This is a genomic window from Ruegeria sp. AB5, assembly GCF_056542645.1.
In genome coordinates, this window is sequence record NZ_JBQGAE010000012.1 from 38847 (window position 1) to 60796 (window position 21950).

A 21950-nucleotide genomic window follows, 5' to 3' on the forward strand; every position below is an offset into this window, starting at 1 on the left:
CGCGCTTGATCTCTCTTAGTTGCCCTTTGGCACACCCCTTAGTGACTGCCTTCACCCCGCATTAGAAAACGATCCGGGTTCTTAGACCGAACAGGGTAATCCGGTCCTGATCGGGATTTAGAAGCGGGTCGGAAATGAATTGTACCGATGGCGTGATCTGCAGTCCGGGTGAGATTGAAAAGCGGTAGAAAGCTTCAAGCGTGAACTGATCGCCATCTATGCCTCTTGCTTCGGCCCAGTTTAGGCCCAGACCGGCCAAATCGGTGTTGCGACCATAGTAACCGAGACCGGCAGAAATCGACCGTTCATAAAGCGCTGCGGTTCCCTTCGAGGCCCCTGCACGGAAGAACGGCATCCATTTATTGTCAACAAACCATGCGGCGGAAAACGCTGCGCCGTAATCTTCTGCTCGACTGCCATCGTCAGCCGCATCCGCATGCCAGAGGGTCAGATGGATATTGTCGAAGTAGATGCGATCAAAGCCTGACGTGTACCCAAGTTCGAGCGACTTGAAGAGATTGCCGTCGCTAAACACATCAAAGTTTGGATCGGACGGGTCGGCGTTTGCGTCTGATACGCTGGCAACGGCGTAGAGGTTCTCGCTCAGCTTTACCCCACCGGCAATACCAAGGCCTTGGTTGGGCGTGTTGATTGTCGGGTTGGTATTGAAAGACAGGTTTTGAAAACCACTGTAGGGGCTTACCAACCCGTAGATATCCACAAAGTCCGTTACATCAATCTGGCCGACTTGCAGCGCCCACGACCCATTCTCAGCCCTTTGGGTCCAGAACAAATTGGTCAGAAGCAAACCGTTGTCATTGAAGGCTGTTCCCGTGATTGAAAGGGCTCCGCCATCCAGCCCGAGAAATTGCGGAGCAACGTCAGTATAACTGTGCCTGTCTTCGATCTTGAATGTCAGAGACCCCCGTTCAGTTGCCTGCCAACTGCCGTAGAACCGCGCAATTCCGCTGGCTGCTTCGCCGGTTCCCAGATCAGCATCCGTGGTTTGGCCCAATGCCAGGTAGTCAATGTTGAACCGAAAACCACCCTCAGCCAGTCGGTCTTTCCGCTGAAACCAACCCGGTGCGATGTTGCGTGGAAAATCGGAACGATATTGCGGATCGGTGAGCCCGTCTCCGGGCGCAAGATCGGCTTCGACTGAAGATGGCCCGGATAGTCCCTGAGCCGACGCTGCGCCAGCAAATGCAAGGCTCAATGCGGCAACCAGAAGTCTTATCATTTTGACGCCTGTGCCCCACCGGTCTTGCGATTTCCTGCCGCGCGGATGCGATCAGCAGCACGCTGCTTCCATTCCAACCTGTCTGCCTCGGTTTCCAGAGTTTCGACACGTTCCGCCTCTAGCTGGAAAGTCGCATTCATAGGCATGAGGCCATCCACAACCATCATATTATGAACGGAAGGATCGATAGTCAGCGTGCCTGTCAGCCGAACGGGTTCGTGGAAATAGCTAGGCGCCCAGTCCCCGTTCAACCGCACACGGATCATCTGGTTAGGCGGAGGTGGAGGCATGTGGCTGCACATCCCTCTTTCTGGCACCAAATACGCCACAGGCCGGCCGTCCGGATCGCTCGGAGCAGGAATGGCAAAGCCCGCGAGTGTGATTGTTCGGCCGTCGAATTGCGGGTTTCCGCTCGTTCCAGCCTTTCTTCGACGTTCAGTCACAACCTCGCGCTGATCGAGTAACCAGTCGACGTCAATTCCGTCTGACACCAAGGCGTCTTCGGTCTCTGCTAAAAGCAATTGCCATTTCTGCCGTTCTTCGGCGCTGCCAACCTCCTGCTGCAACCTGCCGCGTATACGCACAACGAAAAGAACATCGTCGAACTGTTCAGGGCTGAGATCACGATAGGGGTCATCAAAGACCTGCGCAGACGGATCTAGCAGGTCTGCCCAGTCCAACGCGGTTCCAGGCGTCGCCGCAGCATCATAACCGCACAAAACCAACCCTGCGAATACTGCGGAGCAAAACCAATTTCGCATGAATGCTCTCCGGCTGCTTTATCTGGTCAATCCAGTGTGTTTTTGTAGATCACACCGTCCTTCATGATCAGGCGGATTGTTTCCGGGCTGTCCGGCCTCGGGTCCGCACCGAACCACTGATCGCCTGTTCCAACGACAGAGAAGTCTTCGAGGGGGTTGCCGTCTATCAGCAGGATGTCGGCATAGGCGCCTTCTTCGATCACACCCAGTTTGCCTTCCGGATAGGGGTTCATGAAATCACCGCTAAGTGCCGCGATCTCGCCACCTACCGAAGTTAGGGTTACCATCGACGCATAGGGGCCGAAGAAATGGTTATTCAGATGTTTCTCGTAGGCGATCTGGATGTTGCACGCTTCGACCGAGCCGACGCAATCGGTTTGGAAACCGCGCGGCGCCGGGCATTCCTTCATACTTGGAATGTAGGCTTCGAAGGTCGCCGAGGCCGATTTGGCCTTCCTCAAACTGTTGGGGTTGTTTTTCACGGAAGGAACATCAAGTAGGCCTGGATCAAATGCTGTGATGTTCGTCGTGATGTACGCTCCTTTTTCTTTCATCAAAGCAGAAATCTCGCAGTCAAAGTGAAATCCGTGTTCAATGGTTCTGACCCCTGCATTCAGGGCATTGATGATCGCTTCTTTGCGGTAGGAATGTGCCATGACATAGGTGCCGTACTCGTTGGCAACCTGAACAGCGGCCTCGATCTCTTCTTTCGAACCGGCGAGCAACTGCCATGGATCGAATGCCGAAATCACCCCACCTGATTGCATGAACTTCAATTGCGTGGCACCCATGCGCAGGTTGTTGCGGCCATACATGTAAATTTCGTCAACACCGTTGACCTGTTGGGCCATATTCAGAGTCCCAAAGTTGGTCACCCCACCCGGCGGAGATGTGAAGGATGCGAAATCGGCGTGACCACCACGTGTTCCGAGAAATGCCCCGGAAGGATAAAAGCGGGGGCCGACGATCTGGCCGGCGTCAATTGCGCGCCGCAGCCCGCCGCCAGCGCCCCCGGCATCGCGAACGGTCGTGAAGCCCTGCATCAGGTACATTTCGGCCATCCGGGTCCCGTGGATGGCGAAATCCTCCCAGGTCGAGTTGGTTTCCATCTCGGCAATCGATGGCCCCATGAGCATCAGGTGCGCGTGATTCTCTATAAAGCCCGGTGTCAGAGTGCGCCCACCGCCGTCGATAACCGTCGCGCTCGGCGCATCAATGGCATCGGTTGAGACGGACTTGATCAGATTGCCCTCGACCAGAACACTGGCATTTTCAATGCGTTGCTCATTCACACCGTCGAAGACATGCACGTTGGTAAACAGCGTTTGGGGTTCTTCTTGATCCTGAGCCTGCGCGGTCGCCGAAAAAGAAAGAACTGCCGCGACAATTGCCGTCGAGCAAAGAGACATTCGTAAGCCGGACATAAGTACTCCCTTCATATTCATGTTTTGCCAACTATAGTCTGGAATTCATTGGCTCGGTTGCCCCTTTTGAATTAGGATGTACGAATGTGACTGCAAAAATGGCCACTTCTTAAAGCTAATCCAACAAGGGTTATGAGCTTGCCTTTCAACTCCACCTCCCGAGAGCATAGCGAGGGCTTTGTTCGCCTCTCTTTAGCCGCTCCCTTTCTGCAATATCTCACCGAACGTAAGATCAATCCGCAACCAGCATTGGATCAGGTCGGCTTGAAAGCTGAACTGATGACTAACCCATCCGTGTTCGTTCACTCCGAGTTGGTTTACGGCTTGGTAAATGCTTTCTCAGAAGTATCAGGGGATCGATACCTAGGACTGAATGTAGGGGAAGCGTTTGACCTACAAGGATGGCCGCCCTTCGCTCAAGCCTTGCAATCTACAAAAACGCTGTTCGAGTTTTTTACCCGCTTTGTTGAGCTCGTGCCGCAGGAGTCCAATTCTGTGCGGCACAGCCTTGTCATTGAAGCAGACAAAGCGACTTATCGTATCGAGAGGCAACAGGAACCAACCGTCCCACCCATTCAGGTGACCGGTTTTGGTGCCGCAATCTATGTACGCCTATTGCAGACCGTCGTCGGAGAGTCCTGGGACTCTTCCCGTGTGCGATGGGAAAGCAGATACATCAATGGGCTGCCTATCGACTACAAAGGGATCGAGGTTGGCCTTGGGACTGATCCCGGAATGCAAATTAGTTTTCCTGTGGAATGGTTGTTTTTGCACCACGTCTCTGAGGGTTCTGCCAAGCCCATAGCATCACTTCGACAAGATGAAGAAGTAACCGTGGTGGCAGCTTTGCGATCTGTCTTACGCGACAAACTGGATGAAACCGATTTGGGACCAGAGATGGTGGCTGGAATGCTGGGAATACAACCGGAACGGTTTCTGAAAGCGCTTCAAAAACAAGGCACAACGCTACCGCGCGAAATCAAACGGCTGCGTATCGATGTCGCCAAGGAGCACCTCAAACAAAACCAGATGACAATTGCAGAGATCGGACTGATGCTCGGCTATTCTGACAAGTCCCATTTCACTCGCTTTTTCCGAGGTCAGACCGGAATGACACCGACCAAGTTCCGAAGCAAGTAAATGTGGTCGAGCCAAATGAACGCTTCGAAGATTAGGTCCTCGTGGGATCAGTTCGGAGAAGTTGTAGTGCGACGTTGAACAGGTTAGTCGACGACATGAATGGTTGGTTGCCACCGCCGATACAACCTCTGCAACTGGCCGTTTCGTTGTGTATTTCGGAGTTAGCAAAGCTTGGTTGCGAAGGTCCGCTTCGGGCTGCGTGCGGCCAATCATGCTAACAGCAGACAACGATGGCACCGAGCCCAATTCAGTCGTTTACAGCAGACAACATGATTTCCTGAACGTCGCGCATGTCCTAGTCAATGGCTTGGTGCAAAACTGAAAAGCGTGATTGTGAATGCCTGCTTCAGGCTGGGACCAGCCAATCATGCTTGCTGCGGAGAACGGCAACACTGAGCCCATTCTTCCTGATGATGCGGCGTCGACGAATGACGACTTTTCGGAAGTCGAGATGCGGCGGTTGGGCGTCCTTTAGACGGACCGGAATCCGAGCGCTTCAATAGTACTATTTTAGGTACTATACATGAAGTTTCTGCCTTCTTGTGAAAACATACCAATTGTCTAGTTTCCAGCGAGTCCGCGGGAAGAGATCACCCATGTGATCCGCCCGCTTCTCTCAAACTCGAAGGAAAGACACAGATCATGTTACTTGAAGGAAAAAACGCATTGGTGTTCGGAGCAGGCGGGTATCTGGGCAAGCACATTGCTGAAAGGTTCGAACTGGAAGGGGCAACCGTTTTCAGGTCTTCCACCAGCGCAATACCGGACCAGCCAACGCTGACTGCGATTGATGCGACGGATGAAGGCGCGGTTGACGCTTACATTGACGGAGTTGCCGGTGAAGCTGGATCAATCGACATTGTGGTGAACATGTCCGGTGTTGAGCCTGTGCTTTACAAGCACGGTAAGCCAGCAAACGAGGTGTCACTTGAGCAGTTCATGATGCCAATCGCCGTCGATACGGCGGCCCAATTCATCACGGCGAAATCCGCGTTTCGTCACATGTCGAAACAGGGGAACGGTGTGATTATCATGAACACATCGACTTTGGCCAAAGTCGGGTCTCCATGGTCACCGGCACTGACAGCCTCACATGCGGCAACCGAGGGATTGATGCGCTCATTATCCCATGAGTACGGCCCGGCAGGCGTCCGGGTACTCGGAGTCAGATCGGAAGCCATGCCGGATTCACCGACAATCGAGTATACATTCTCAACCATGGGCGCGAATATGGGGCTGAGTTTTGGCGAGATGAAGAATTTCATCGAGCAAAACAAAACGGCGCTCAAGAAACTTCCAGAAGCCAAAGACACAGCGGCTGTCTTTGCCTTCGCTGCATCGGATTTGGCGCAGTTCATGTCAGGGACGATGCTGAACAACTCAGCAGGTCACATTGTAGATTAACCCCTTTGGGCAGGCGGTTTATCCGTCTGCCTTGAGCCACCAGTTGTGCATGGCGTGAAACATCTCTTCCAAGTCCAAGGCCCGCTGCGTGGCCGTGTATTCGACTTTTGGCGGGACTTCCGCATAGACCTTTCGTGTAATCAGCCCATCACCCTCCAGCGCCCGCAACTGATTGGTAAGCATGGTCTGAGTGACCCCCGGGATCATACGTCTTAGCTCATTAAAACGTTTCGTGCCTTTGAAGATCAGGATTTGCAGAATGATGAGCTTCCACTTCCCGCCGATCAGCTTTGCAATATCCGGCATGGGACAGAGGTCGGCCAACTCAGGATGTTGCTCTAGAGCCTCAGCCTCAGACGTCGTGACCATGTCTCAACTCCTCCAATAGTATCATTTTAGATACTTTACTCGAAAAAACTGCCTTCTTGCAATAGGCTACCTAACCCGTATCTCTGGCCCAAAGCGGCCATGGTGGTTCGCGATCCACACACTGTTTGGAGATTTCAAATGACAAAACTACAAAAAATCGCATTCGTTGGTGCCTTCCTGATCACAGCCTGTATTGCGGTGTTTTGGCACGTTGTTCTGTTTGAACAACAGTTTCTTGGCTTGGGTGTTTATACCCGCATGGATGAGCCACTTTACTTCTATGGGATAACGGCGTGGGCCTTGGAAGCTCTCGCCCTCGTTCTCGTCTATTTCCATACAGACTGGCGGAATGGATCAATGTTTGATGCCCTGAAGGTGGCCTGGCTCATGGGGCTGTTTGCTGCGGCCTCATCTCTGTTTGGCGTGGCTGCGAAGGTCAGGATCGACGATTTGATCCTTTGGTTCTTGCTAACAGGTGGTTTCATCGTTCTACACACAACCCTTCTGGGTCTATGGTTGGGCTTTGTTTCAATCAGAGCGCGTGGCGAAGAGCAGCGGAACTGAAAGACTTTCCTCCCAAGTGCCCAACATACGCTACACTGCTCTTGGCAAGTTACAACTTGACCAGGCGTTCCTCGACAGGCGACGATTGAACGATCGATGAGTTCGTCGCCCCGAAGGGTACAATCCGATCAATCACCGCTTCCATTTCTGCCACATCGCGGACATGGGCCCGTGCGACGAAGCAATCCTCACCTGAGACGCGGTCACAGGCGATGATCTGAGGCGTTTCCTGAATCGCCTCGATCATATTCCTCATTTCGCCCGGCATCGGGCGCGCCCGGATCAGGATCGTGAGACCGTAACCAAGACGGGCCGGGTCGATCCGCGCGCCATAGCCAGTGATGATCCCGACATCTTCAAGCCGCCGGACACGATCTGCGACACTTGGTGCGGACAGGCCCACGCGACGGGATAATTCAGCACGGGGAGTGCGCGAGTCCGCGCAGAGCTCACGCAGGATCGCGGCGTCTATTGAGTCAAGTCCGGTTTCATCAGATCGAAGGTTTTTAGGGTGTATTTCCTTTTTTTCGGCCTTTGATTGTGTTTCAGACATACTTGATCTCCATATCATTTCGTCACCATACCTTGCATCATGCATACATGACAAATCAAACCCCCGCAAACCTCACCCCCAGAACCATGTCGCGCATTTCCGAGGCCGTTCCTCCACATGTGTGGTTCGGTGTCTCTGCCGTTTTCCACTATCTCGGCCCGGCTTTCGCGGTTCTGCTCTTCCCGGTGGTAGGTGTGCTTGGCGTTGCTTGGTTCCGCATTGCGTCGGCCGCTCTTGTCTTCGCGCCAATCACAAAGCCCTGGCGCACGTTCAAGAAGTCCAACAACCGCGAACGCATCCTGCTCCTGGCTCTCGGAGGCTGTTTAGCCGTGATGAACAGTTCATTCTATCTCGCACTTGATCGGCTTCCGATTGCAGTGGTCGCGGCTATCGAATTCGTGGGCACCATCGGAATTGCGCTGTGGGGGCTGCGGACGGGGCGCAATTATCTTGCCTTTGTTGTCGCCATCATTGGTGTAGCGCTCTTAATTGACGTGCGATCCCTTGTTGCTGCGGACGAGGCTGCGCTCACATCCGACCTGGTGGGCTTGTTCTGGGCGGTTCTGAATGGTTCGCTGTTCGTCCTTTACATCATCCTCGGTCACAAGATCTCTGAGGGCGGCGCCTCCGGTGGTGTGGAGCGCCTCGGCGCAGCGATGACGGCGGCATTCATCTTCGTCATGCCAATCGGGTTCTTGCAGGCGCTTGAGGCCTTCGGCGCACCTTTTCTTGTGCTGGCCGGGATCGGTGTCGGCATCTGTTCTTCGGTGATTCCCTATGTCTGCGATCAACTCGCTATGTCCCGCCTGCCACGCGCCAGTTTCGCCTTCCTCCTGGCTTTGCTACCCGCAACGGCAACAATTATCGGCGTCATTGTCCTTCGCCAGATTCCAAACACCATCGACGTGATTGGCGTGGTGCTTGTAATGATCGGGGTGGCCGTTCACAAACCCGCCCCGATACCGGTTCCGACGGCTCAGACAAGCGATGCCGGCTAACCGGCCTTTTCCACAAACCTGCTGTGCGACGAACTGCCAACGAAGACGCAAGATGCGGGCGGAGCTACAAATCGATATCTCTGGGGGAATGCCCGGCTTTGTATTCCTAGTTCTGCAACGCTGCGTCCGATGCGTGTGTATCTCTCTATTGGTAAAATGCAGGGGCCTGACGCAACCCTGCCCATTGTTCGCTATCATGCCCATAAACGACCAGCGCAGCACCTTCGCGTGAGGCGACATCTGCAATCTTCTGAGTGCTGGCTCGAATGCGCTTTTCGTCGTCCATGTCCGTTACAAACATCTCGCGGGTCTTAGCATCAGCCATTGAGCTGTGCATGATGGCATCCGCCGCGAGTATGACCGTCCCGGTTTCCGGCAGACGAACAAGGACAGACTGGTGGCCTGGGACATGCCCACTCGTCTCTAACAGTTCTATCCCAGGGACGAGTTCAACGTCCCCATCGACCATTCGGTAGCGAAGCGAGGGATGGTCCCAAATGTCACGATTGGCCGCAAAGCGTTCGTGACCGTCCTTGGCAAGTTCATACTGTTCACGCTGAACAATTAGCTCGGCGTTGGTGAATAGATCATGGTTTCCGGAGTGGTCGTCATCCAAATGCGTGCATATGAGGTAGTCAATATCTGAGGGCTCCAATCCGATAGACGCGAGGCGGGCGATGATCGTCTCTTCCGGCCCAATCCTGACTGTCATTCCTGGTGGGTTCTGCGGGTCATTGACGAATGATCGCGGAAACCCCGTATCGACGAGGACGTTGATCCCGTCCTCCATCTGAATCAGATAGCCCGCAACGGGTACATCACCGGGCTGTATAGTTCCGAGTTTCAGTAGATATAACCGCATTCGCCCGATCCTTTTTGTTATTCCGTCCTATCACTTCATCAACGCAACTAAGTGACTGTTAAAGCAGTAGTGTGTGGTCGTTAAAGCCGTTCTGTTTCTCACTGCGCTGGTACATGCTGCCGATCAGAGGACATCTAGAACTGGTCGCAGTTCTCAACATTCAGCGGGAGATCACTATCTCAGGTTCCGGCGATAATCACTTTTTGCGCAGCACAGGCGGCGGTGCGGTGCTGAAACGCCTCGTGGTAGGCCCTGTCCTGATAAAGATCGAGGAAAGCCTGCTGATTTGGGTAAGCTCCGATGGCAACAAGATCCCAATCTTCGTCCGCACCGATCAGGGATGCCTCAAAAGGGGAGACGAGCAGGAATTTTCCGCCCACACGCTCCATCGTTGGAATGCTGACCGCCGCATATTTGTCGAAAGCTTCGTTGCCGGAAATACTTGCATCTTCCCCTGCATAACTCGCCGTCTCGCGAAACTTGAAAAAGTTGATCAAGGTGACACCCTCTTCCGGCGCACGCTCCAATATCCGCGCCCATTGCTCCGGTCTAGGTGCGGCGCCATCAGAGCCATCGCCATACCATGTGACCAGTTCATTCTTAACGGCATCGGTTTTCATCTATCGGTTCCTTTGTTGATGGATCAGAAGGGTTCGGACCAATTACCGCTGCCAGTCGGTCGAGCTCCTGTTCCCAAAACTCTTGTTGGTTCGTATTCGGCACTGAAACTGTCGTGCCACCTTCGTCGCCTTCACACATGTGGCTTGCCCGTTCCGGTATCGAGATAGGCCTTAAGACTATCGACAAAAAACATGTCCCAACCCGCCTCGCAGATGTCGAAGCACAAAAGATCAGGGTTCAAGCCATCATGAACGAAGTGAATTTCGGTCCCGTCTTCGGTTTCCCTGATGTCCCAGATCGCCCGTGTGCCGAGCCATTCGGTTTCGATTTCCTTGGGCTTTCCCTCATGGATGTGTAGCGCCTCGACGCATTCCAGTTCGATGCGATGTGGGTCCAGAGATATGGCTTTGAAGGTCCAATATCCATTCCGTTCGCTGAAGCCGAACTTGGCGACATCGCCAAGATTTTGGAACGTCCCGGCCTCGCTGGTCCACCATTGCGTGTACCCAGTTGTTAGCGCGGCATAGACGTCAGCACGCGTTGCCGTGGTCTGAATGGTTCTCTTGTAGCTGTTTTGTGACATGAAGTTTCCCTTTCAATTTGAAGCTGACCAGTGAGGCGGCACGGTTGCTGCGTAGTCCGGCAAGGCTGCAATGCGGTTACGCCATCGGGCGAGGTTTGGAAATTCCTGGTCAAAGTTATCGAAGCCCAAGGCCGACATGGAGGCTGGCTTGGTTTCAATCGCACGCATGATCCGCCCGATTTCAGGGAAAGCGACGGCATCAGCGGCACTTGGGGTTTCTCCGCACAATAACGCGCTGTCCGAAAGATCGCGCTCCAATTCCGCCAATTCGATCTTGAGCAAGTCGCTTGCCAGTTCGAGGCCCGGTGCATCTTCCTTTGGCGCTTTCGGGGCTCCATCTGGGCCGCCAAAAACCGGGAATACGACATGACTCGTAGATTTCAGTAGATAATCGCTGTACCTGGTCGCACAGATCCAAACAGCGGATATCTCCTTCTCGGTTTTCCCAAAGAGGGGGTGTTCGGGAAACTGCTCATCGAGCCAGCCAAGGATTGACAAGGATTCCCGCCGAAAAACGCCGTCATACTCCAGAACGGGTACTTTCCCATGTGGGTTGATCTGCAGGAAAGCATCTTGCTTGTGCTCTTTTTCCGATCCGCTGAGGTAAACCACCTTGTAGTCGAGCCCCTTGAAGGCGAGCCCAAGCAGTACGCGCCAGCCCATCGGTGAGCCGCTGATATTGTAAACGGTGATGGTCATTTCGTTACCTTCGGTCAAAGGCTGCTCCATCCGCCATCCAGCGTCATGATCTCGCCGGTCATGAAGGAGGAGTCGTCGGACGCCAGAAACAGCACCGCTTTCGCGACTTCCTCGGCCTGACCAATGCGTCCCATAGGTATGGTTGTTGTAAGTTGTTCCATCAGCCCTTGCAGCTCTTCATCACTCATGCCCAGTTTGCCCATGCTCGGTGTCTCAATCGGTCCCGGCGCGACGGCGTTAACGCGGATGCCCTTGGGCAAGAGTTCGGCAGCGAAAACGCGGGTGAGCGACACGAGAGCGCCCTTGGTCGCTGAATATGCGCTTGTCGTCGGTACCCCCAGTCCCGCGAGGTTGGACGCATTAATGACCACTGTTGCGCCACCAGAGAGTATGGGAATGAGTTTCTGAAGCGTGAAAAACGGACCTTTGAGGTTTGTCCGATAGAGAAGATCGAATTGATCCTCAGTGACGGCCTCAATGGGGGCTGGCAGTGTGACACCGGCATTTAGGAACACGGTATCAAGCGACCCAAAATCATCCGCCAGCGCGGCAACAATGTTTTCGACCTGTGCCAAGTCAGCCTGGTCACACTGCAGAGCTAATACGTCACCATCCAACGCTTCACTAGCGTGACTAAGCCGTGCTGGGTTCTGTCCAGTGATCGCCAGCCGTGCGCCGTTAGAAATAAAACGCTGTGCGGTCGCGAATCCAATACCAGTCGTGCCGCCAGTGATCAGGGCAGTTTTGTTTTCCAGTTTGCTCATTTGGTGCTTCCTGTTCGGTCATTTATTGCTGTGTTGAGACTGATTTAGGGGTGCCGGTATTCTGTGGCAAGAAGGCAGAGTTTCCGGCTATAGTATGCTTTTTGATACTGTTCGGTTGGCGCGGGGTAAGTATGAATTTGCGTACTCGCTTCGGAATTTCTGCCTTCTTGCATAGGCAGACCCGCTCGTTAGGTCTCTTCTAGAAAAGGAGACTCAGATGACACTCACCCTGACGACAATCAGCGGTTCGCCGCGCGGATGGCGCGTCCTGCTTGGCCTTGCCTTCAAAGGTCTGACCGTTGAGATCAACGAACTCAAACTATCCAAGAACGAGCATAAGGCGGAGCCGTTCATATCGCTCAATCCGCGCGGAACGGTGCCGGTGCTGGAAAGCGATGGCATTGTTATCCGGGACTCGATGGCAATCTTGGCCTGGTTGGATCGAAAGTTTCCACAAAAGCCATTGTTTGGTTCGACCGATGTGGAAGCCGCCGAGATTTGGCAGGCGACCATGGAATCCCGCCAATACTTGCGACAGGCAACGGCCGATTTCCTCACACCGATTTTCTTTCAAGGTGCGTCGTTAGATGACAAAGGCACGCCGAAGTGGGAAACGCTTGTGGCAGCGTCAGATGCAATGCAGAGTGAGATGCGGTTTCTTGATACCAAGCTCAGCGACGGACGCGACTTCCTTGTCGGCGACAATCCGTCCGCCGCCGATGCGGTATCCTGGACGGAAATCAGACTTGTGCAACGGGCGTCGGAAACTAAACCGGACTTGTTGGCCGAGCTGGGTTTCGCGGAGCTTGCAAACACACTTGACCGTCTCGAAGCATGGAAGCAGCGTGTTTTTGAACGCCCCGGCGTCGAGGCAACGATGCCCGGTCACTGGTAATACCATTCTTAGGATCTCCCCAATGCAACTACCCAATTCCGAGCTTGTGTTCGATCACATAGCAGTCGTCGCACGCTCACTTGAAGAAGGCGCGAGCTACATCGGTGACAAGTTGGGAATTGAGATGCCGCCCGGTGGCTCACATCCAATAATGGGGACGCACAACCTGCTTTTGTCATTGGGGGCCGAGTGTTTCCTGGAAGTCATTGCCATTGATCCCAAAGCAACGGCCCCCGATCGTCCACGCTGGTTCGGTCTCGATGGATTCAACGCTGATCCGCGTATCGGCGCGTGGATACTTGGGGCCAGCAATATCCGCAGATCTTTAGACGGCATGCAGGAAACAGCTGGCTCCATCATCGAAATGACGCGCGGCGATCTGACTTGGCTGATGTCGGTGCGCGAGGACGGAGCGGTGCCACTCTCAGGTGCATTTCCCAAAGTGCTTCAATGGCCCAAAGGGCCACATGTGGCTTCTAAGATGGGGCAGCGGGGGTGTAGCTTCACATCACTGACGGTTGAGAGCCCGAACGCTGACGATATCAACACTTGGCTGGACGGAAAGCTGGATGACCCACGCATCAAGATTGGCTACGGTGAAACTCGCCTGACGGCAGTGATTGAAACGCCGTCAGGCCCAAAAGTGCTAAGCTAGTCTCGTGAAGGCGTTTGAGCCGCTCCTAACATCATCGGTTGTTGTTGGCTCGCCCGCAACGGGGCGGGCGCCGAGTTAGCTGAACGCCTCGATACCTTTGCCAGTGATGGTGTAGCTGTTGGACTGCAAAGCCTCGGGTCGACCCAAGAGCTCGACCACATGATCTGCGATGCCTTTGGCGGTAAGCGCGTTGTCCCATTGCGACCAGAATTGATCCAGTGGTTTTCCAACCGCTGCCGCATAGGCAGTCGCTGCCGCCAAACCCTTCTCCGTTCCCTGCACCAATTGCTTTGGGATAATTGACAAACACCGCAAGCCCAAGTCGAGATTGTCGGCCTCGCGCTGTGCATATTCGGTAAGGAAGTGCTGCATCCGTTTTGCACCGGCGTAGCCGCCTGACAGGCGTGATCCGCTTAAACCAGCCCCGCTCGAAAAACTGACAATTGTACCTCCCGAGGGCATAGGCTGGTTCAGCGCTGCGGACATGAAGCCGTGCGCAATCTTCATGTCTGTGTTCCAGGCCGCGCTGAACTCGTCCCATGCCTGAGTTTGAAACGGCACCATGCGGGGCGTTGCGCCGGCGCTGAGAACCAATAGATCAGGACGCAATGCGGCAAGCAGATCATCCGCCACGCCGTTTTCCGAAGCATCCTTTGTGATGGTGTGGATGCTCGGGGCCTTCTCCCTCAGACGCTTCAGATCGTTTTCGGATCGCGCAACGACATGTGTTTTTGTGCCTTGGCCAGACAGGGCAAGGGCCATCTCTAGGCCCACCCCTTTGCTGCCGCCAATGATCAGTGCCGTGTCATATGTTCTATTCATTTCTTGGTCCTTTTCTAGCTGATTGTTGGCGTCTCATTGAGAGGGAGGGACGTAGCCGAACGCGGCGAGCATTTCGGAATCCCGGTTGAAAATCTCCGCGTTGCCCTTAATGCCGTGACCATCAACCAGCCTGTTGAAGAAACTGAACAGGCATACAATTGCGATGACATCTTTCAACACTTCTTCCGAATGCCCTGCAGCCAAAACGGCCTGCCGGTCGGCCTCCACGACTTTGGAAGGCGAAACTGTCAATTTACGTGCAAACGCAAAGATGGATTTTTGCTCATCTTCAATGCTGGCCAGGTCATCGCTGAACAACAGATTTGCAAGAATCGACGGATCGACTCCAAATCGTTTTGCGACATCCGCATGTACGCCTTGACAGAACGCACACTCATTCAAACCAGAGACATAAGCGGCCAGTAGTTCTCGTGTCTTGTGGGGCAAATTCCTGTCGCTGCGCATGGCATCTTGTGCAAATGCCAGAATCGGAGCGTAGCGGTCAGGGTCTGAAAAGAGGATGTCGCCGATGCTGGAATCGGCTCCAAGGTTCGCAAATACTGTCATGATCTTATCCTAAGTGTGTGACGGAAAGGGACTGATGATCCCCAATGTCGAAAACACCTAAGTGCATGCATAACTATTTGAAAGAAGGACAACTTTTCTAACTTAGTATCTACTTCGATACTCAGTTCGCCTAGTCATACCGTTTGCGCTCAATGGGTCGGGCAGGATTTCCAACGACAACCTGTCCGGGATTGACATCTCTGGTAACAACACTGCCTGCGCCGACTACTGCGCCTTCGCCAATTGTAACGCCGGCAAGGATGATCGCGCCGCCGCCGATCCAAACCCGCTTGCCAATATGAACAGGACGGGCGATCTCCAACCCATTGACGCTGCGCTTGATCGGGTCCTGATGATGTTCGGCACAGTAGATTTGGACATTGGGGCCGAGTTGGCACTGGTCTTCGATCGTGACCGTCGCGCAATCCAATATCGTGCAGCCCGCATTCAGAAACACCTGATTGCCTAGCCGAATATTGATCCCGTACGCACAGTGGAATGGAGCCTCAATGATGGCCGATCCCGCGCTGATGAGGTTGCGCAGCTTCGAACCAATCGCGCCGCGATCTTCTGGAGCGAGGAAATTGTGCTCATGCACCGCCGAACGCGCAGTGACACGAAGCGCTTCAAGCTCATCGTCAAGGCACGTGTACCACTCGCCTGCTATCATCTTTTGCCGTTCTGTCTTTTGCATCGACTTTCCTAAGGTGTCGTCAGTAGCGACCAGTTTTCTGCACTCGGCCTGGGACGCCCGGCCAAAGGCTAGGTTAGCGAACAGCCGGAAGAAGGGATGCTCAATCTACGTCGCGGAGTTGGGCGAGCCAAACGGTTTGTTCGTTACAATTCTGATCCTCTATGACGTGATCCATCAACTCAAAACCATGCTGATCTAACAGCTCTTGGTATTCGCTCGGGTCCAGACTTGAATGGTAGAGAACCTCACCTTCAAATTCACCCATTGCTTCACCGCAGGCCGGTCCGCTCGTAAACATCAAAGCCGTACCGGGAGCTGCGTGCTGTCTGAAAATAGGAAACATCCGGCGCTGATCATCCGGAGTTAGATGAAAGGTGCTGTTCCAGGCCAGAAGGCCATGAAATTGAGTGCGCAGATCAAGACCACGCATGTCTGCGCTTATCCAAGTCGCTGATGGCAGACTATCGCGTGCGATTTCTAGCAGTTCGGGAGAAGCGTCCACTCCGGTTAAGGAGCACCGACACTCCAGCAGATATCGACCGATTGGTTCTCCGGACCCGCATCCGATGTCCAGAACGGATGGTGTGTCCGGCTGCAGCTCGATAAACTTGTCGAGCCATTCGCGCTCCACCAAGTGCTTCCCTCGCTGCCGGGTCCATGCAGGTGCATGACGGCGATACAAATCGATGGTTTTGTCGGCGTCTGAGGGCATGTTCAATTCTAACCGGTGGTTTGGCGGTGGCAAATAATTGGGAGCAGTTTCCGCCGATTGGACCTGACCTGCAACAGGTGTTCGTGCCTTGTCTTTCCGTCGGCGTGGCTTCGGGTTCAGAATACAACGTGCCTCTTGGATATTAGCAGTCTGGCTTGCCAATTATGAAAATTCTATCATCTTTCAAACGCCGACGCGGCTTGATCGCCGACTGTGCTAAGAGTGGAGGTTAACAAATGCTGGAAGGAACTTGCCATTGTGGCGAAGCTGGCTGGACCCTTGATACGATGCCAAAGTCAGTCACGGCCTGCAATTGCACAATTTGCCGGAGATACGGCGTCTTATGGGCTTACGGATACTTTGGCGATGACATTCAGACGACCGGAGAAACCAGTACCTATCGACGCCGCGATAGCGGGGATATCAATTTTCATTTCTGCGCAACTTGTGGGTGCGTGACGCATTTTGTCGTGTGTTCCGAGGAAGAAAGCGGGCGTAAGCGGACGGCCGTCAATCTTCGGATGTCTGACCCCTCTCCAATTGGCCAGATTCCAATCCGCCACTTTGAGGGGCTCGACAGCTTCAAAGAACTTCCAGGTGATAGCCGGACCGTGACGGACATGTGGTTTTGAAGCATTTCCCGAAGGCTAGCATTGACGCATTGAAGATCAAAAGCCGCAAGGTCCTGCACAGCAGACGGTAACCTACTGCGATCCCAATCCTGTTTCGCGGCCACGATAGGCAAGTACTCAATCTTACCGCCGGCGGTTCCGACCATTTCTGCCGATCAATCATATCTGAAGCGGTCATTGGCGCAGCTGTAGCGAAATTGTGCTTTTGTCCAGCGCAGCTGTCATCCTACACGCCTTGCGGCTTAGGTCTGGCGCGGGCCCAAAGCCAAGGATGCTGCGCGTCGCACGAGTGGACGCTCAAACTCGAACAGCGATCAATCAAGTTGCCGCCCCTCTGGAATGCGGGCACTGTGTTTCAATGAAACAGGTTATTGTCGTGAACGATGCGCTGAGATTGCCTAAAGGCAAGCTTTCGGCACAGGTTGCGCATGCATCAGTATCGGCATTTCTTGCAGCAGCAGAAAGTATGCGGGACGAGTGGCTTGAACGCGGAATGCCAAAAATTGTGCTTAAATGTACTTCGGAGCTGGAGTTGGAGGAATTGCACTCCGCAGCGCAAACCAAGTCATTGCCCGCCTACCTCGTTCGAGATGCTGGTAAGACGCTTCTCGCACAAGGAACAATCACTTGCTTGGGTATTGGCCCGGCTACGGGTGCTGAAATTGACAAGTTAACTGGTGACCTGGCCCTTCTTTGATCCTGTAAGGCCTTCACCAGAACGACAGGTTGTCCGGCACCTGCATTTGTCCGCCTTAGAGTTTACTTTCATCACGACCCTGAATCGTGGCAAGCGACATGATCAGTCCTTTTTTGCCACGACGAAGTAGCTAGATGCTCCCCTATAGATCTCTTCGGTGCGAACCATACGTAATCCCTCAACCGCCAACAAATTATCCAAATCAGCTGTTCTTAGTCGCCTGATCGGAACGGGTATTATCCCGATCACTAGCAACAATCGCACAAGCAAGATTTGGAGGCGGACAAAGAAGGCCATCTTGCCTCCCAGGCACGGCGTAGCCGACAAAAATGTCCCGCCCGGTTTTAGCAGCTCAAGCGTTCTTTGAACGACCTTCTGTGGATCAGGTACTGTGTGCAGCATGTTGAAGGCCAGAATGACATCGAAGGACCCTTCCTCGAACTGATCGTCAAAGATGTCGCCTTGGGCAAAGTCAACATTTGTGATTTTCGATTTGGCCGCTTTGCCTGTGGCGATTTCAATCATTCTCGCGGATATATCAATCCCCTGAATTTCCTTCACGTGACCTGCAATTTCGCAGGCGTTCGTGCCGGTGCCGCACCCATAGTCTAGAACGACATCGCCATCCTTAAGGTGTTCCTTGGCGAGGTCTCTGCTCCGGCTGTGGATGTACTCAAATCGCTCTTCAGTCTTATCGTAGTTATCGGCCGATTGGTCCCAGAACTTTTCAGACTTGCTCATCTTATGGTCTCTCTAAAGCACGAAGTCCGGCAATTTGTTCTTTTCAACGTAGTCAGCCTAGAACACCGCATGCTGCAACGCCGAAGAATGCGTTCCGCTGCTACGACTTTGGCCCCAACTGCTCTCCAGCCAGCAGCCAACGGTCATCATCGCGAACCAATACCGCAGTGCCACGTCCCGAACCTGAAGCTTCCCGTCCTTCAATTACGCCGGTCCAATGAAACTCGAAACTGTAAGCGGCGGCGTCCGCCGTCTCCGCCAGCCAGTGAACGTTCTCGATCCGGTACTCTTCACCCTTTATCGTATTGAAGTTGTGTTGGTATGCCGTCCTGATCGCCTCTTTCCCCGCATGCAAAGAGCCATTCGAAAAGATAACTGTCGCGTCGTCGCTGATGAGGGGTGCAACGGAGCTCCAATCTTGAGTGCCGAGAGCGTGTTCGTATTCTTTCACGAAAGATTTGGCGGACACTGTCGCTTCCAATGCTAGTTTTTCTAAGCTGTTGTCGATTGCCGTATTCTTCTGCTTCAAATTGCTCGGGTTACCGCGAGGCATTCGCCAGTTGATCACTTGGTAGGTCCCAAGGTTGCGCCGCATCGCCAAAAACTACGAAGGCTGGCGTAAAGTTGGAAGGTTCGTCCATTGTGGCGGCATGTATGTAAATGCGCTCGGGAAACCTCTCGGTGCGGCTGGTCATTGGCGAACCGCATTCTGGACAGAAACCAGCGTGGGTGATGGCACCGTTGTCACTTGAGGAAGCAAATTCCCTAATCGTCCCAGAGCACTTGAACTCAGCCTTCGGGACCGCGAATGCCGACGAATGACCAGTGCCAGTCGCTCTCTGGCATTTCCGACAATGACAATTGAACGAGAACTCGATTTCAGCGCGAACTTCATACCTCACGGCACCGCAGGCACAGCTTCCATGAATGATCTCAGTCATCCCGCGTCCCTTCCAAAAGTCGCCGCAGTTTCGGTATGCCACTCGACCATCCAAATTCGAGAGCTTGTTTTGCCTGGAGTGTGGGAAGGCGCTCATGGATCAATGTCACACGAGAGCCGCCCGCCTCGGCGCTAAATTGAACGCTTACACGCGTTTCGCGCCCTTCTGTCAGGTCACTCTCTTCTTCGCTTTCCCAAGTAAACGACAGCAATTTGTCGGCTTCGATTGCTAGGTACCGACCTCGATGATGGGAGACATCTCCCGACTGCGAAATCATTTTGAAGCGCCAGCGACCGCCGATCCTGAAATCCATTTCGAGGACTTCGGCGCGAAAGCCTTTGGGGCCAAACCATTTCTCTATTTTGCCTGGGTCAGCCCAAGCTGAGAATGCTTGGCGAACACCTACAGCATACCAGGCTGTTACTTTGACCTCATCGACTTCAGATGCAGCATCACTGTTCATCGGACTTCTCGCGCATTAGGAACTCTCCCAACGACTCCAGATTGGCGCCCCAGAATGCCCCATACTTTTCCGCCCAGGTTAGAACCGGTTGGAAGCCTCTTTCGTCCAGTTCGATGTGGTGTTGCCGACCATTCAACGTCCTGCGGATCATGGTAGCCTGTTCAAGCACCCGGAGGTGCTGGGAGATCGCTCCCGGTGTCATGTCGTGATCTGCACCGAGTTGGCTTACCGTCGTGGGTCCATCCAGAAGTCTATCCAGCATCTGACGCCTGACAGGGTGTGCGAGTGCTGAAAAAGTCGCGTCGGTGCTCACAATACTTCATTTTCCTCTAAACAGTTTAGTAAATACTAAAGTAATTTGAATGGAAGTCAAGACGCGTCTGAGAAGGAACTCAAACCAGACATTGGGACCGACACATCCAACGGCAGCAGAGTCCGCTCATCAGACCTTGCGCTAGCATTCCCTCAACCCGGACTACCCGCTCTGCGAAACAGACTCTAATCCTAGAAATCGACGCCGCGCTGGGCTTTGATCCCAGCCTGAAACGGGTGCTTTTCCTCGGTCATTTCGGTCACCAGATCGGCATAGTCGCGCAGTGCCTGTGGTGCGTCGCGCCCCGTAAGAAACACGCTGGTCTTGTCGGACCGCGCCTTCAGCCCGTCAATCACCTGATCAACACTCAGATATTCATAGCGCAGGGCAATATTGATCTCGTCCAAAACGACCAGATCGTATTCACCGCTCTCCATCAGCGCACGCGCCTTGTCGAAGGCCGCATTGGCGGCGGCGATGTCACGCTCGCGGTCCTGGGTGTCCCAGGTAAAGCCCTCGCCCATCGTGTGCCAGGTGACCAGATCACGCTCTTCAAAGAACCGGCGCTCGCCCGTCTTCCATTTGCCCTTGATGAACTGAACTACGGCAACCTTTTGCCCCCAGCCCAGCGCACGGATCACAACGCCAAAGGCTGCCGAGGACTTCCCCTTACCCTTGCCAGTATTGATCAAAACCAAGCCGCGCCCCGGATCGACCGCCTCGGAAACTTTCTTGCGGTGCTTGGCCTGCACCTGCTGCATCTTTTCCTTGTGATCCTGCGCGTCGCTCATGGGAAACCTCTTACGTTGCGGGGCACACCCTAGGGGAAGTTTGCCAAAGGTAAAGTCACGGTTTGTGATCGGACAACGACCGGGCTTTGCCACGCTCAAGGCCCAGCTGATGCTCGCGCCAAACGACCACGATGTTGCCGGCGATCACCAATACCGCGCCGATAAGGATCGCTGCTGTCGGCAATTCGTCGAACCACACGTAGCCGATGATGATGGCGAACAACATCGTGGCGTAGTCATAAGGGGCCAGCATCGATGCCTGCCCGAACCGATAGGAAGACGTGACCAGAATCTGCGCTACACCCCCGATCAGGCCCATTGCGACCAGTATCAGAGCCTGATTCAGAGTCGGCATCGTCCATCCCCAGAACACAGTCAGGGCAGACAACACGGTGGCGGTCATTGAAAAGTAAAACACGATGGCCGCCGGGTGATCGACTTTCACCAATTGCCGGATGTGGATCTGCACGAACGCACGGGCCATGGTCGCGCCCAGCACGCATAGCGCGCCTATGGTTGCCGTTACTTCCATCTGAGTGCTGCCCAGCCTTGGCCAGATCATGATCAAAACCCCGAGCAGCCCCAGCGCCACGGCGCCGATCCGGATCATGCGAATACGCTCTCCCAGCATCACCGCAGCCAGGATCAGGGTGAAAATGGGGGTTGCGTAACCGATGGCCGTAACCTCGGGCAGCGGCAGAAGGCTGAGGCCGGTAAAGGTCAGGCCCATGGCACTGGTGCCCAGAACACCACGCCAGAAATGGCCCATGGGCTTCTTGACGACAAAGCCTTGCGCCAGCTCTCCGCGCCAGATCAGCCAGACGATGATGACGGGAATGGCAAAGAGCGAACGGAAGAAGACAAGCTCACCCGGCGGAAAATCCTCGGACAGAGCCTTGACCAATGCCGACATCGAGGTGAACAGCATCAGCGCGGCCAATTTCAGACCCACGGCAAGCATGGGTCGATGCGAAGTTAACGATTTTGCCATTGGCCGCGACCCTGCGCCTTTGATATCAAAAGATCAACGACGGGATTGTACCAA

General features: G+C 54.1%; 29 protein-coding genes. 8 read left to right on the top strand and 21 right to left on the bottom strand.

Translation table 11 applies throughout. The features are described 5' to 3' along the window. Window positions 1–61: 61 nt before the first annotated feature. Genes ACR0L4_RS17635 through ACR0L4_RS17645 form a run of 3 tightly spaced genes read right to left on the bottom strand, consistent with a single transcriptional unit; the run spans window position 62 to window position 3425 of the window. On the bottom strand, window positions 62–1240 hold the full coding sequence (locus tag ACR0L4_RS17635; RefSeq protein WP_170709672.1) for a carbohydrate porin: 1179 nt from the start codon (window positions 1238–1240) through the stop codon (window positions 62–64). Continuing rightward, window positions 1237–2001 carry a DUF3299 domain-containing protein gene (locus ACR0L4_RS17640; protein ID WP_170798132.1) on the bottom strand — a complete coding sequence of 255 codons (765 nt, stop codon included), beginning with the start codon at window positions 1999–2001 and terminating at the stop codon, window positions 1237–1239. The genes ACR0L4_RS17635 and ACR0L4_RS17640 overlap by 4 nt, the downstream gene beginning before the upstream one ends. Before the next feature lie 26 nt (window positions 2002–2027). Further along, window positions 2028–3425: an amidohydrolase family protein gene (locus tag ACR0L4_RS17645; RefSeq protein ID WP_170337131.1), complete on the bottom strand. Its 1398-nt coding sequence runs from the start codon at window positions 3423–3425 to the stop codon at window positions 2028–2030. Window positions 3426–3557: 132 nt separating this feature from the next. On the opposite strand from ACR0L4_RS17645, the gene ACR0L4_RS17650 reads away from it, so the two are divergent. Both ACR0L4_RS17650 and ACR0L4_RS17655 read left to right on the top strand, forming a co-directional pair. Then, on the top strand, window positions 3558–4565 hold the full coding sequence (locus ACR0L4_RS17650; RefSeq protein WP_170357373.1) for a helix-turn-helix domain-containing protein: 1008 nt from the start codon (window positions 3558–3560) through the stop codon (window positions 4563–4565). Between the two features lie 642 nt (window positions 4566–5207). Then, window positions 5208–5969: an SDR family NAD(P)-dependent oxidoreductase gene (locus ACR0L4_RS17655; protein ID WP_480514403.1), complete on the top strand. Its 762-nt coding sequence runs from the start codon at window positions 5208–5210 to the stop codon at window positions 5967–5969. Between the two features lie 18 nt (window positions 5970–5987). Here ACR0L4_RS17655 and ACR0L4_RS17660 read toward each other — a convergent pair whose 3' ends face one another. Further along, window positions 5988–6338 carry a winged helix-turn-helix transcriptional regulator gene (locus ACR0L4_RS17660; RefSeq protein ID WP_393933220.1) on the bottom strand — a complete coding sequence of 117 codons (351 nt, stop codon included), beginning with the start codon at window positions 6336–6338 and terminating at the stop codon, window positions 5988–5990. A 99-nt stretch (window positions 6339–6437) separates the two neighbouring features. On the opposite strand from ACR0L4_RS17660, the gene ACR0L4_RS17665 reads away from it, so the two are divergent. Further along, window positions 6438–6902, top strand: a complete 465-nt coding sequence (locus ACR0L4_RS17665) for a hypothetical protein (protein WP_480514404.1) — start codon at window positions 6438–6440, stop codon at window positions 6900–6902. 49 nt (window positions 6903–6951) lie between these two features. Here ACR0L4_RS17665 and ACR0L4_RS17670 read toward each other — a convergent pair whose 3' ends face one another. Continuing rightward, complete coding sequence (locus ACR0L4_RS17670; protein WP_480514405.1) at window positions 6952–7455, bottom strand: Lrp/AsnC family transcriptional regulator; 504 nt, start codon at window positions 7453–7455, stop codon at window positions 6952–6954. A gap of 119 nt (window positions 7456–7574) precedes the next feature. Between ACR0L4_RS17670 and ACR0L4_RS17675 the strand changes: the two genes are divergently transcribed. Beyond that, on the top strand, window positions 7575–8453 hold the full coding sequence (locus ACR0L4_RS17675) for an EamA family transporter (RefSeq protein ID WP_480514406.1): 879 nt from the start codon (window positions 7575–7577) through the stop codon (window positions 8451–8453). Between the two features lie 145 nt (window positions 8454–8598). Here the strand turns inward: ACR0L4_RS17675 and ACR0L4_RS17680 are convergent, their stop codons facing one another. The 5 genes from ACR0L4_RS17680 to ACR0L4_RS17700 form a co-directional block, all read right to left on the bottom strand. After that, on the bottom strand, window positions 8599–9315 hold the full coding sequence (locus tag ACR0L4_RS17680) for an N-acyl homoserine lactonase family protein (protein WP_480514407.1): 717 nt from the start codon (window positions 9313–9315) through the stop codon (window positions 8599–8601). 179 nt (window positions 9316–9494) lie between these two features. Continuing rightward, entirely contained in the window at window positions 9495–9935 is a 441-nt protein-coding gene (locus tag ACR0L4_RS17685; RefSeq protein ID WP_480514408.1) for a DUF1330 domain-containing protein, read from the bottom strand. 131 nt (window positions 9936–10066) lie between these two features. Further along, window positions 10067–10519: an SRPBCC family protein gene (locus tag ACR0L4_RS17690; RefSeq protein WP_480514409.1), complete on the bottom strand. Its 453-nt coding sequence runs from the start codon at window positions 10517–10519 to the stop codon at window positions 10067–10069. A gap of 12 nt (window positions 10520–10531) precedes the next feature. Continuing rightward, on the bottom strand, window positions 10532–11236 hold the full coding sequence (locus tag ACR0L4_RS17695) for a glutathione S-transferase family protein (protein WP_480514410.1): 705 nt from the start codon (window positions 11234–11236) through the stop codon (window positions 10532–10534). Continuing rightward, on the bottom strand, window positions 11233–11982 hold the full coding sequence (locus ACR0L4_RS17700) for an SDR family oxidoreductase (protein WP_480514411.1): 750 nt from the start codon (window positions 11980–11982) through the stop codon (window positions 11233–11235). The genes ACR0L4_RS17695 and ACR0L4_RS17700 overlap by 4 nt, the downstream gene beginning before the upstream one ends. 217 nt (window positions 11983–12199) lie before the next feature. Between ACR0L4_RS17700 and ACR0L4_RS17705 the strand changes: the two genes are divergently transcribed. Both ACR0L4_RS17705 and ACR0L4_RS17710 read left to right on the top strand, forming a co-directional pair. Next, complete coding sequence (locus ACR0L4_RS17705) at window positions 12200–12877, top strand: glutathione S-transferase family protein (RefSeq protein ID WP_480514412.1); 678 nt, start codon at window positions 12200–12202, stop codon at window positions 12875–12877. Window positions 12878–12899: 22 nt separating this feature from the next. Then, window positions 12900–13532, top strand: a complete 633-nt coding sequence (locus ACR0L4_RS17710; protein WP_480514413.1) for a VOC family protein — start codon at window positions 12900–12902, stop codon at window positions 13530–13532. Between the two features lie 75 nt (window positions 13533–13607). Here the strand turns inward: ACR0L4_RS17710 and ACR0L4_RS17715 are convergent, their stop codons facing one another. From ACR0L4_RS17715 to ACR0L4_RS17730, 4 genes are all read right to left on the bottom strand, one after another. Then, window positions 13608–14354, bottom strand: a complete 747-nt coding sequence (locus ACR0L4_RS17715; RefSeq protein ID WP_480514414.1) for an SDR family NAD(P)-dependent oxidoreductase — start codon at window positions 14352–14354, stop codon at window positions 13608–13610. A gap of 33 nt (window positions 14355–14387) precedes the next feature. After that, window positions 14388–14921 (bottom strand): carboxymuconolactone decarboxylase family protein, encoded by a 534-nt coding sequence (locus ACR0L4_RS17720; RefSeq protein ID WP_480514415.1) that lies wholly within the window; start codon window positions 14919–14921, stop codon window positions 14388–14390. A 130-nt stretch (window positions 14922–15051) separates the two neighbouring features. Next, a complete protein-coding gene (locus ACR0L4_RS17725) occupies window positions 15052–15615 on the bottom strand; it encodes a sugar O-acetyltransferase (RefSeq protein WP_480514416.1) in 564 nt (187 codons plus the stop codon). A gap of 100 nt (window positions 15616–15715) precedes the next feature. Continuing rightward, window positions 15716–16327: a class I SAM-dependent methyltransferase gene (locus ACR0L4_RS17730; protein WP_480514417.1), complete on the bottom strand. Its 612-nt coding sequence runs from the start codon at window positions 16325–16327 to the stop codon at window positions 15716–15718. A 236-nt stretch (window positions 16328–16563) separates the two neighbouring features. Between ACR0L4_RS17730 and ACR0L4_RS17735 the strand changes: the two genes are divergently transcribed. Beyond that, window positions 16564–16959: a GFA family protein gene (locus ACR0L4_RS17735; RefSeq protein ID WP_480514418.1), complete on the top strand. Its 396-nt coding sequence runs from the start codon at window positions 16564–16566 to the stop codon at window positions 16957–16959. 271 nt (window positions 16960–17230) lie between these two features. Beyond that, the gene (gene pth2 / locus ACR0L4_RS17740) at window positions 17231–17656 is read left to right on the top strand and encodes a peptidyl-tRNA hydrolase Pth2 (protein ID WP_480514419.1); all 426 of its coding nucleotides are present in this window, start codon (window positions 17231–17233) and stop codon (window positions 17654–17656) included. A gap of 102 nt (window positions 17657–17758) precedes the next feature. Here the strand turns inward: pth2 and ACR0L4_RS17745 are convergent, their stop codons facing one another. From ACR0L4_RS17745 to ACR0L4_RS17775, 7 genes are all read right to left on the bottom strand, one after another. After that, window positions 17759–18397 carry a class I SAM-dependent methyltransferase gene (locus ACR0L4_RS17745; protein WP_480514420.1) on the bottom strand — a complete coding sequence of 213 codons (639 nt, stop codon included), beginning with the start codon at window positions 18395–18397 and terminating at the stop codon, window positions 17759–17761. Between the two features lie 100 nt (window positions 18398–18497). Next, window positions 18498–18965: a YybH family protein gene (locus tag ACR0L4_RS17750; protein WP_480514421.1), complete on the bottom strand. Its 468-nt coding sequence runs from the start codon at window positions 18963–18965 to the stop codon at window positions 18498–18500. Beyond that, on the bottom strand, window positions 18937–19434 hold the full coding sequence (locus ACR0L4_RS17755; RefSeq protein ID WP_480514422.1) for a GFA family protein: 498 nt from the start codon (window positions 19432–19434) through the stop codon (window positions 18937–18939). Before ACR0L4_RS17755 ends, ACR0L4_RS17750 begins: the two co-directional genes overlap by 29 nt. After that, complete coding sequence (locus ACR0L4_RS17760; protein WP_480514423.1) at window positions 19331–19801, bottom strand: SRPBCC family protein; 471 nt, start codon at window positions 19799–19801, stop codon at window positions 19331–19333. The genes ACR0L4_RS17755 and ACR0L4_RS17760 overlap by 104 nt, the downstream gene beginning before the upstream one ends. Beyond that, entirely contained in the window at window positions 19791–20114 is a 324-nt protein-coding gene (locus ACR0L4_RS17765; protein WP_480514424.1) for an ArsR/SmtB family transcription factor, read from the bottom strand. The genes ACR0L4_RS17760 and ACR0L4_RS17765 overlap by 11 nt, the downstream gene beginning before the upstream one ends. Before the next feature lie 191 nt (window positions 20115–20305). Further along, complete coding sequence (gene cobO, locus ACR0L4_RS17770) at window positions 20306–20905, bottom strand: cob(I)yrinic acid a,c-diamide adenosyltransferase (RefSeq protein ID WP_480514425.1); 600 nt, start codon at window positions 20903–20905, stop codon at window positions 20306–20308. A gap of 55 nt (window positions 20906–20960) precedes the next feature. After that, window positions 20961–21896, bottom strand: coding sequence for a DMT family transporter (locus ACR0L4_RS17775; RefSeq protein ID WP_480514426.1), 936 nt, complete (start codon window positions 21894–21896; stop codon window positions 20961–20963). Window positions 21897–21950: the final 54 nt, after the last annotated feature.

Coding starts and splice junctions, on each gene's coding strand:
- ACR0L4_RS17650 (WP_170357373.1), top strand. CDS start 3,558: ATGAGCTTGCCTTTCAACTCCACCTCCCGAGAGCATAGCGAGGGCTTT.
- ACR0L4_RS17640 (WP_170798132.1), bottom strand. CDS start 2,001: ATGCGAAATTGGTTTTGCTCCGCAGTATTCGCAGGGTTGGTTTTGTGC.
- ACR0L4_RS17760 (WP_480514423.1), bottom strand. CDS start 19,801: ATGAACAGTGATGCTGCATCTGAAGTCGATGAGGTCAAAGTAACAGCC.
- ACR0L4_RS17660 (WP_393933220.1), bottom strand. CDS start 6,338: ATGGTCACGACGTCTGAGGCTGAGGCTCTAGAGCAACATCCTGAGTTG.
- ACR0L4_RS17735 (WP_480514418.1), top strand. CDS start 16,564: ATGCTGGAAGGAACTTGCCATTGTGGCGAAGCTGGCTGGACCCTTGAT.
- ACR0L4_RS17720 (WP_480514415.1), bottom strand. CDS start 14,921: ATGACAGTATTTGCGAACCTTGGAGCCGATTCCAGCATCGGCGACATC.
- ACR0L4_RS17745 (WP_480514420.1), bottom strand. CDS start 18,397: ATGAGCAAGTCTGAAAAGTTCTGGGACCAATCGGCCGATAACTACGAT.
- ACR0L4_RS17710 (WP_480514413.1), top strand. CDS start 12,900: ATGCAACTACCCAATTCCGAGCTTGTGTTCGATCACATAGCAGTCGTC.
- ACR0L4_RS17705 (WP_480514412.1), top strand. CDS start 12,200: ATGACACTCACCCTGACGACAATCAGCGGTTCGCCGCGCGGATGGCGC.
- ACR0L4_RS17670 (WP_480514405.1), bottom strand. CDS start 7,455: ATGTCTGAAACACAATCAAAGGCCGAAAAAAAGGAAATACACCCTAAA.
- cobO (WP_480514425.1), bottom strand. CDS start 20,905: ATGAGCGACGCGCAGGATCACAAGGAAAAGATGCAGCAGGTGCAGGCC.
- ACR0L4_RS17715 (WP_480514414.1), bottom strand. CDS start 14,354: ATGAATAGAACATATGACACGGCACTGATCATTGGCGGCAGCAAAGGG.
- ACR0L4_RS17655 (WP_480514403.1), top strand. CDS start 5,208: ATGTTACTTGAAGGAAAAAACGCATTGGTGTTCGGAGCAGGCGGGTAT.
- ACR0L4_RS17665 (WP_480514404.1), top strand. CDS start 6,438: ATGGTGGTTCGCGATCCACACACTGTTTGGAGATTTCAAATGACAAAA.
- ACR0L4_RS17730 (WP_480514417.1), bottom strand. CDS start 16,327: ATGCCCTCAGACGCCGACAAAACCATCGATTTGTATCGCCGTCATGCA.
- ACR0L4_RS17635 (WP_170709672.1), bottom strand. CDS start 1,240: ATGATAAGACTTCTGGTTGCCGCATTGAGCCTTGCATTTGCTGGCGCA.
- ACR0L4_RS17775 (WP_480514426.1), bottom strand. CDS start 21,896: ATGGCAAAATCGTTAACTTCGCATCGACCCATGCTTGCCGTGGGTCTG.
- ACR0L4_RS17680 (WP_480514407.1), bottom strand. CDS start 9,315: ATGCGGTTATATCTACTGAAACTCGGAACTATACAGCCCGGTGATGTA.
- ACR0L4_RS17755 (WP_480514422.1), bottom strand. CDS start 19,434: ATGAGCGCCTTCCCACACTCCAGGCAAAACAAGCTCTCGAATTTGGAT.
- ACR0L4_RS17690 (WP_480514409.1), bottom strand. CDS start 10,519: ATGTCACAAAACAGCTACAAGAGAACCATTCAGACCACGGCAACGCGT.
- ACR0L4_RS17700 (WP_480514411.1), bottom strand. CDS start 11,982: ATGAGCAAACTGGAAAACAAAACTGCCCTGATCACTGGCGGCACGACT.
- pth2 (WP_480514419.1), top strand. CDS start 17,231: ATGCTGCGCGTCGCACGAGTGGACGCTCAAACTCGAACAGCGATCAAT.
- ACR0L4_RS17645 (WP_170337131.1), bottom strand. CDS start 3,425: ATGTCCGGCTTACGAATGTCTCTTTGCTCGACGGCAATTGTCGCGGCA.
- ACR0L4_RS17685 (WP_480514408.1), bottom strand. CDS start 9,935: ATGAAAACCGATGCCGTTAAGAATGAACTGGTCACATGGTATGGCGAT.
- ACR0L4_RS17725 (WP_480514416.1), bottom strand. CDS start 15,615: ATGCAAAAGACAGAACGGCAAAAGATGATAGCAGGCGAGTGGTACACG.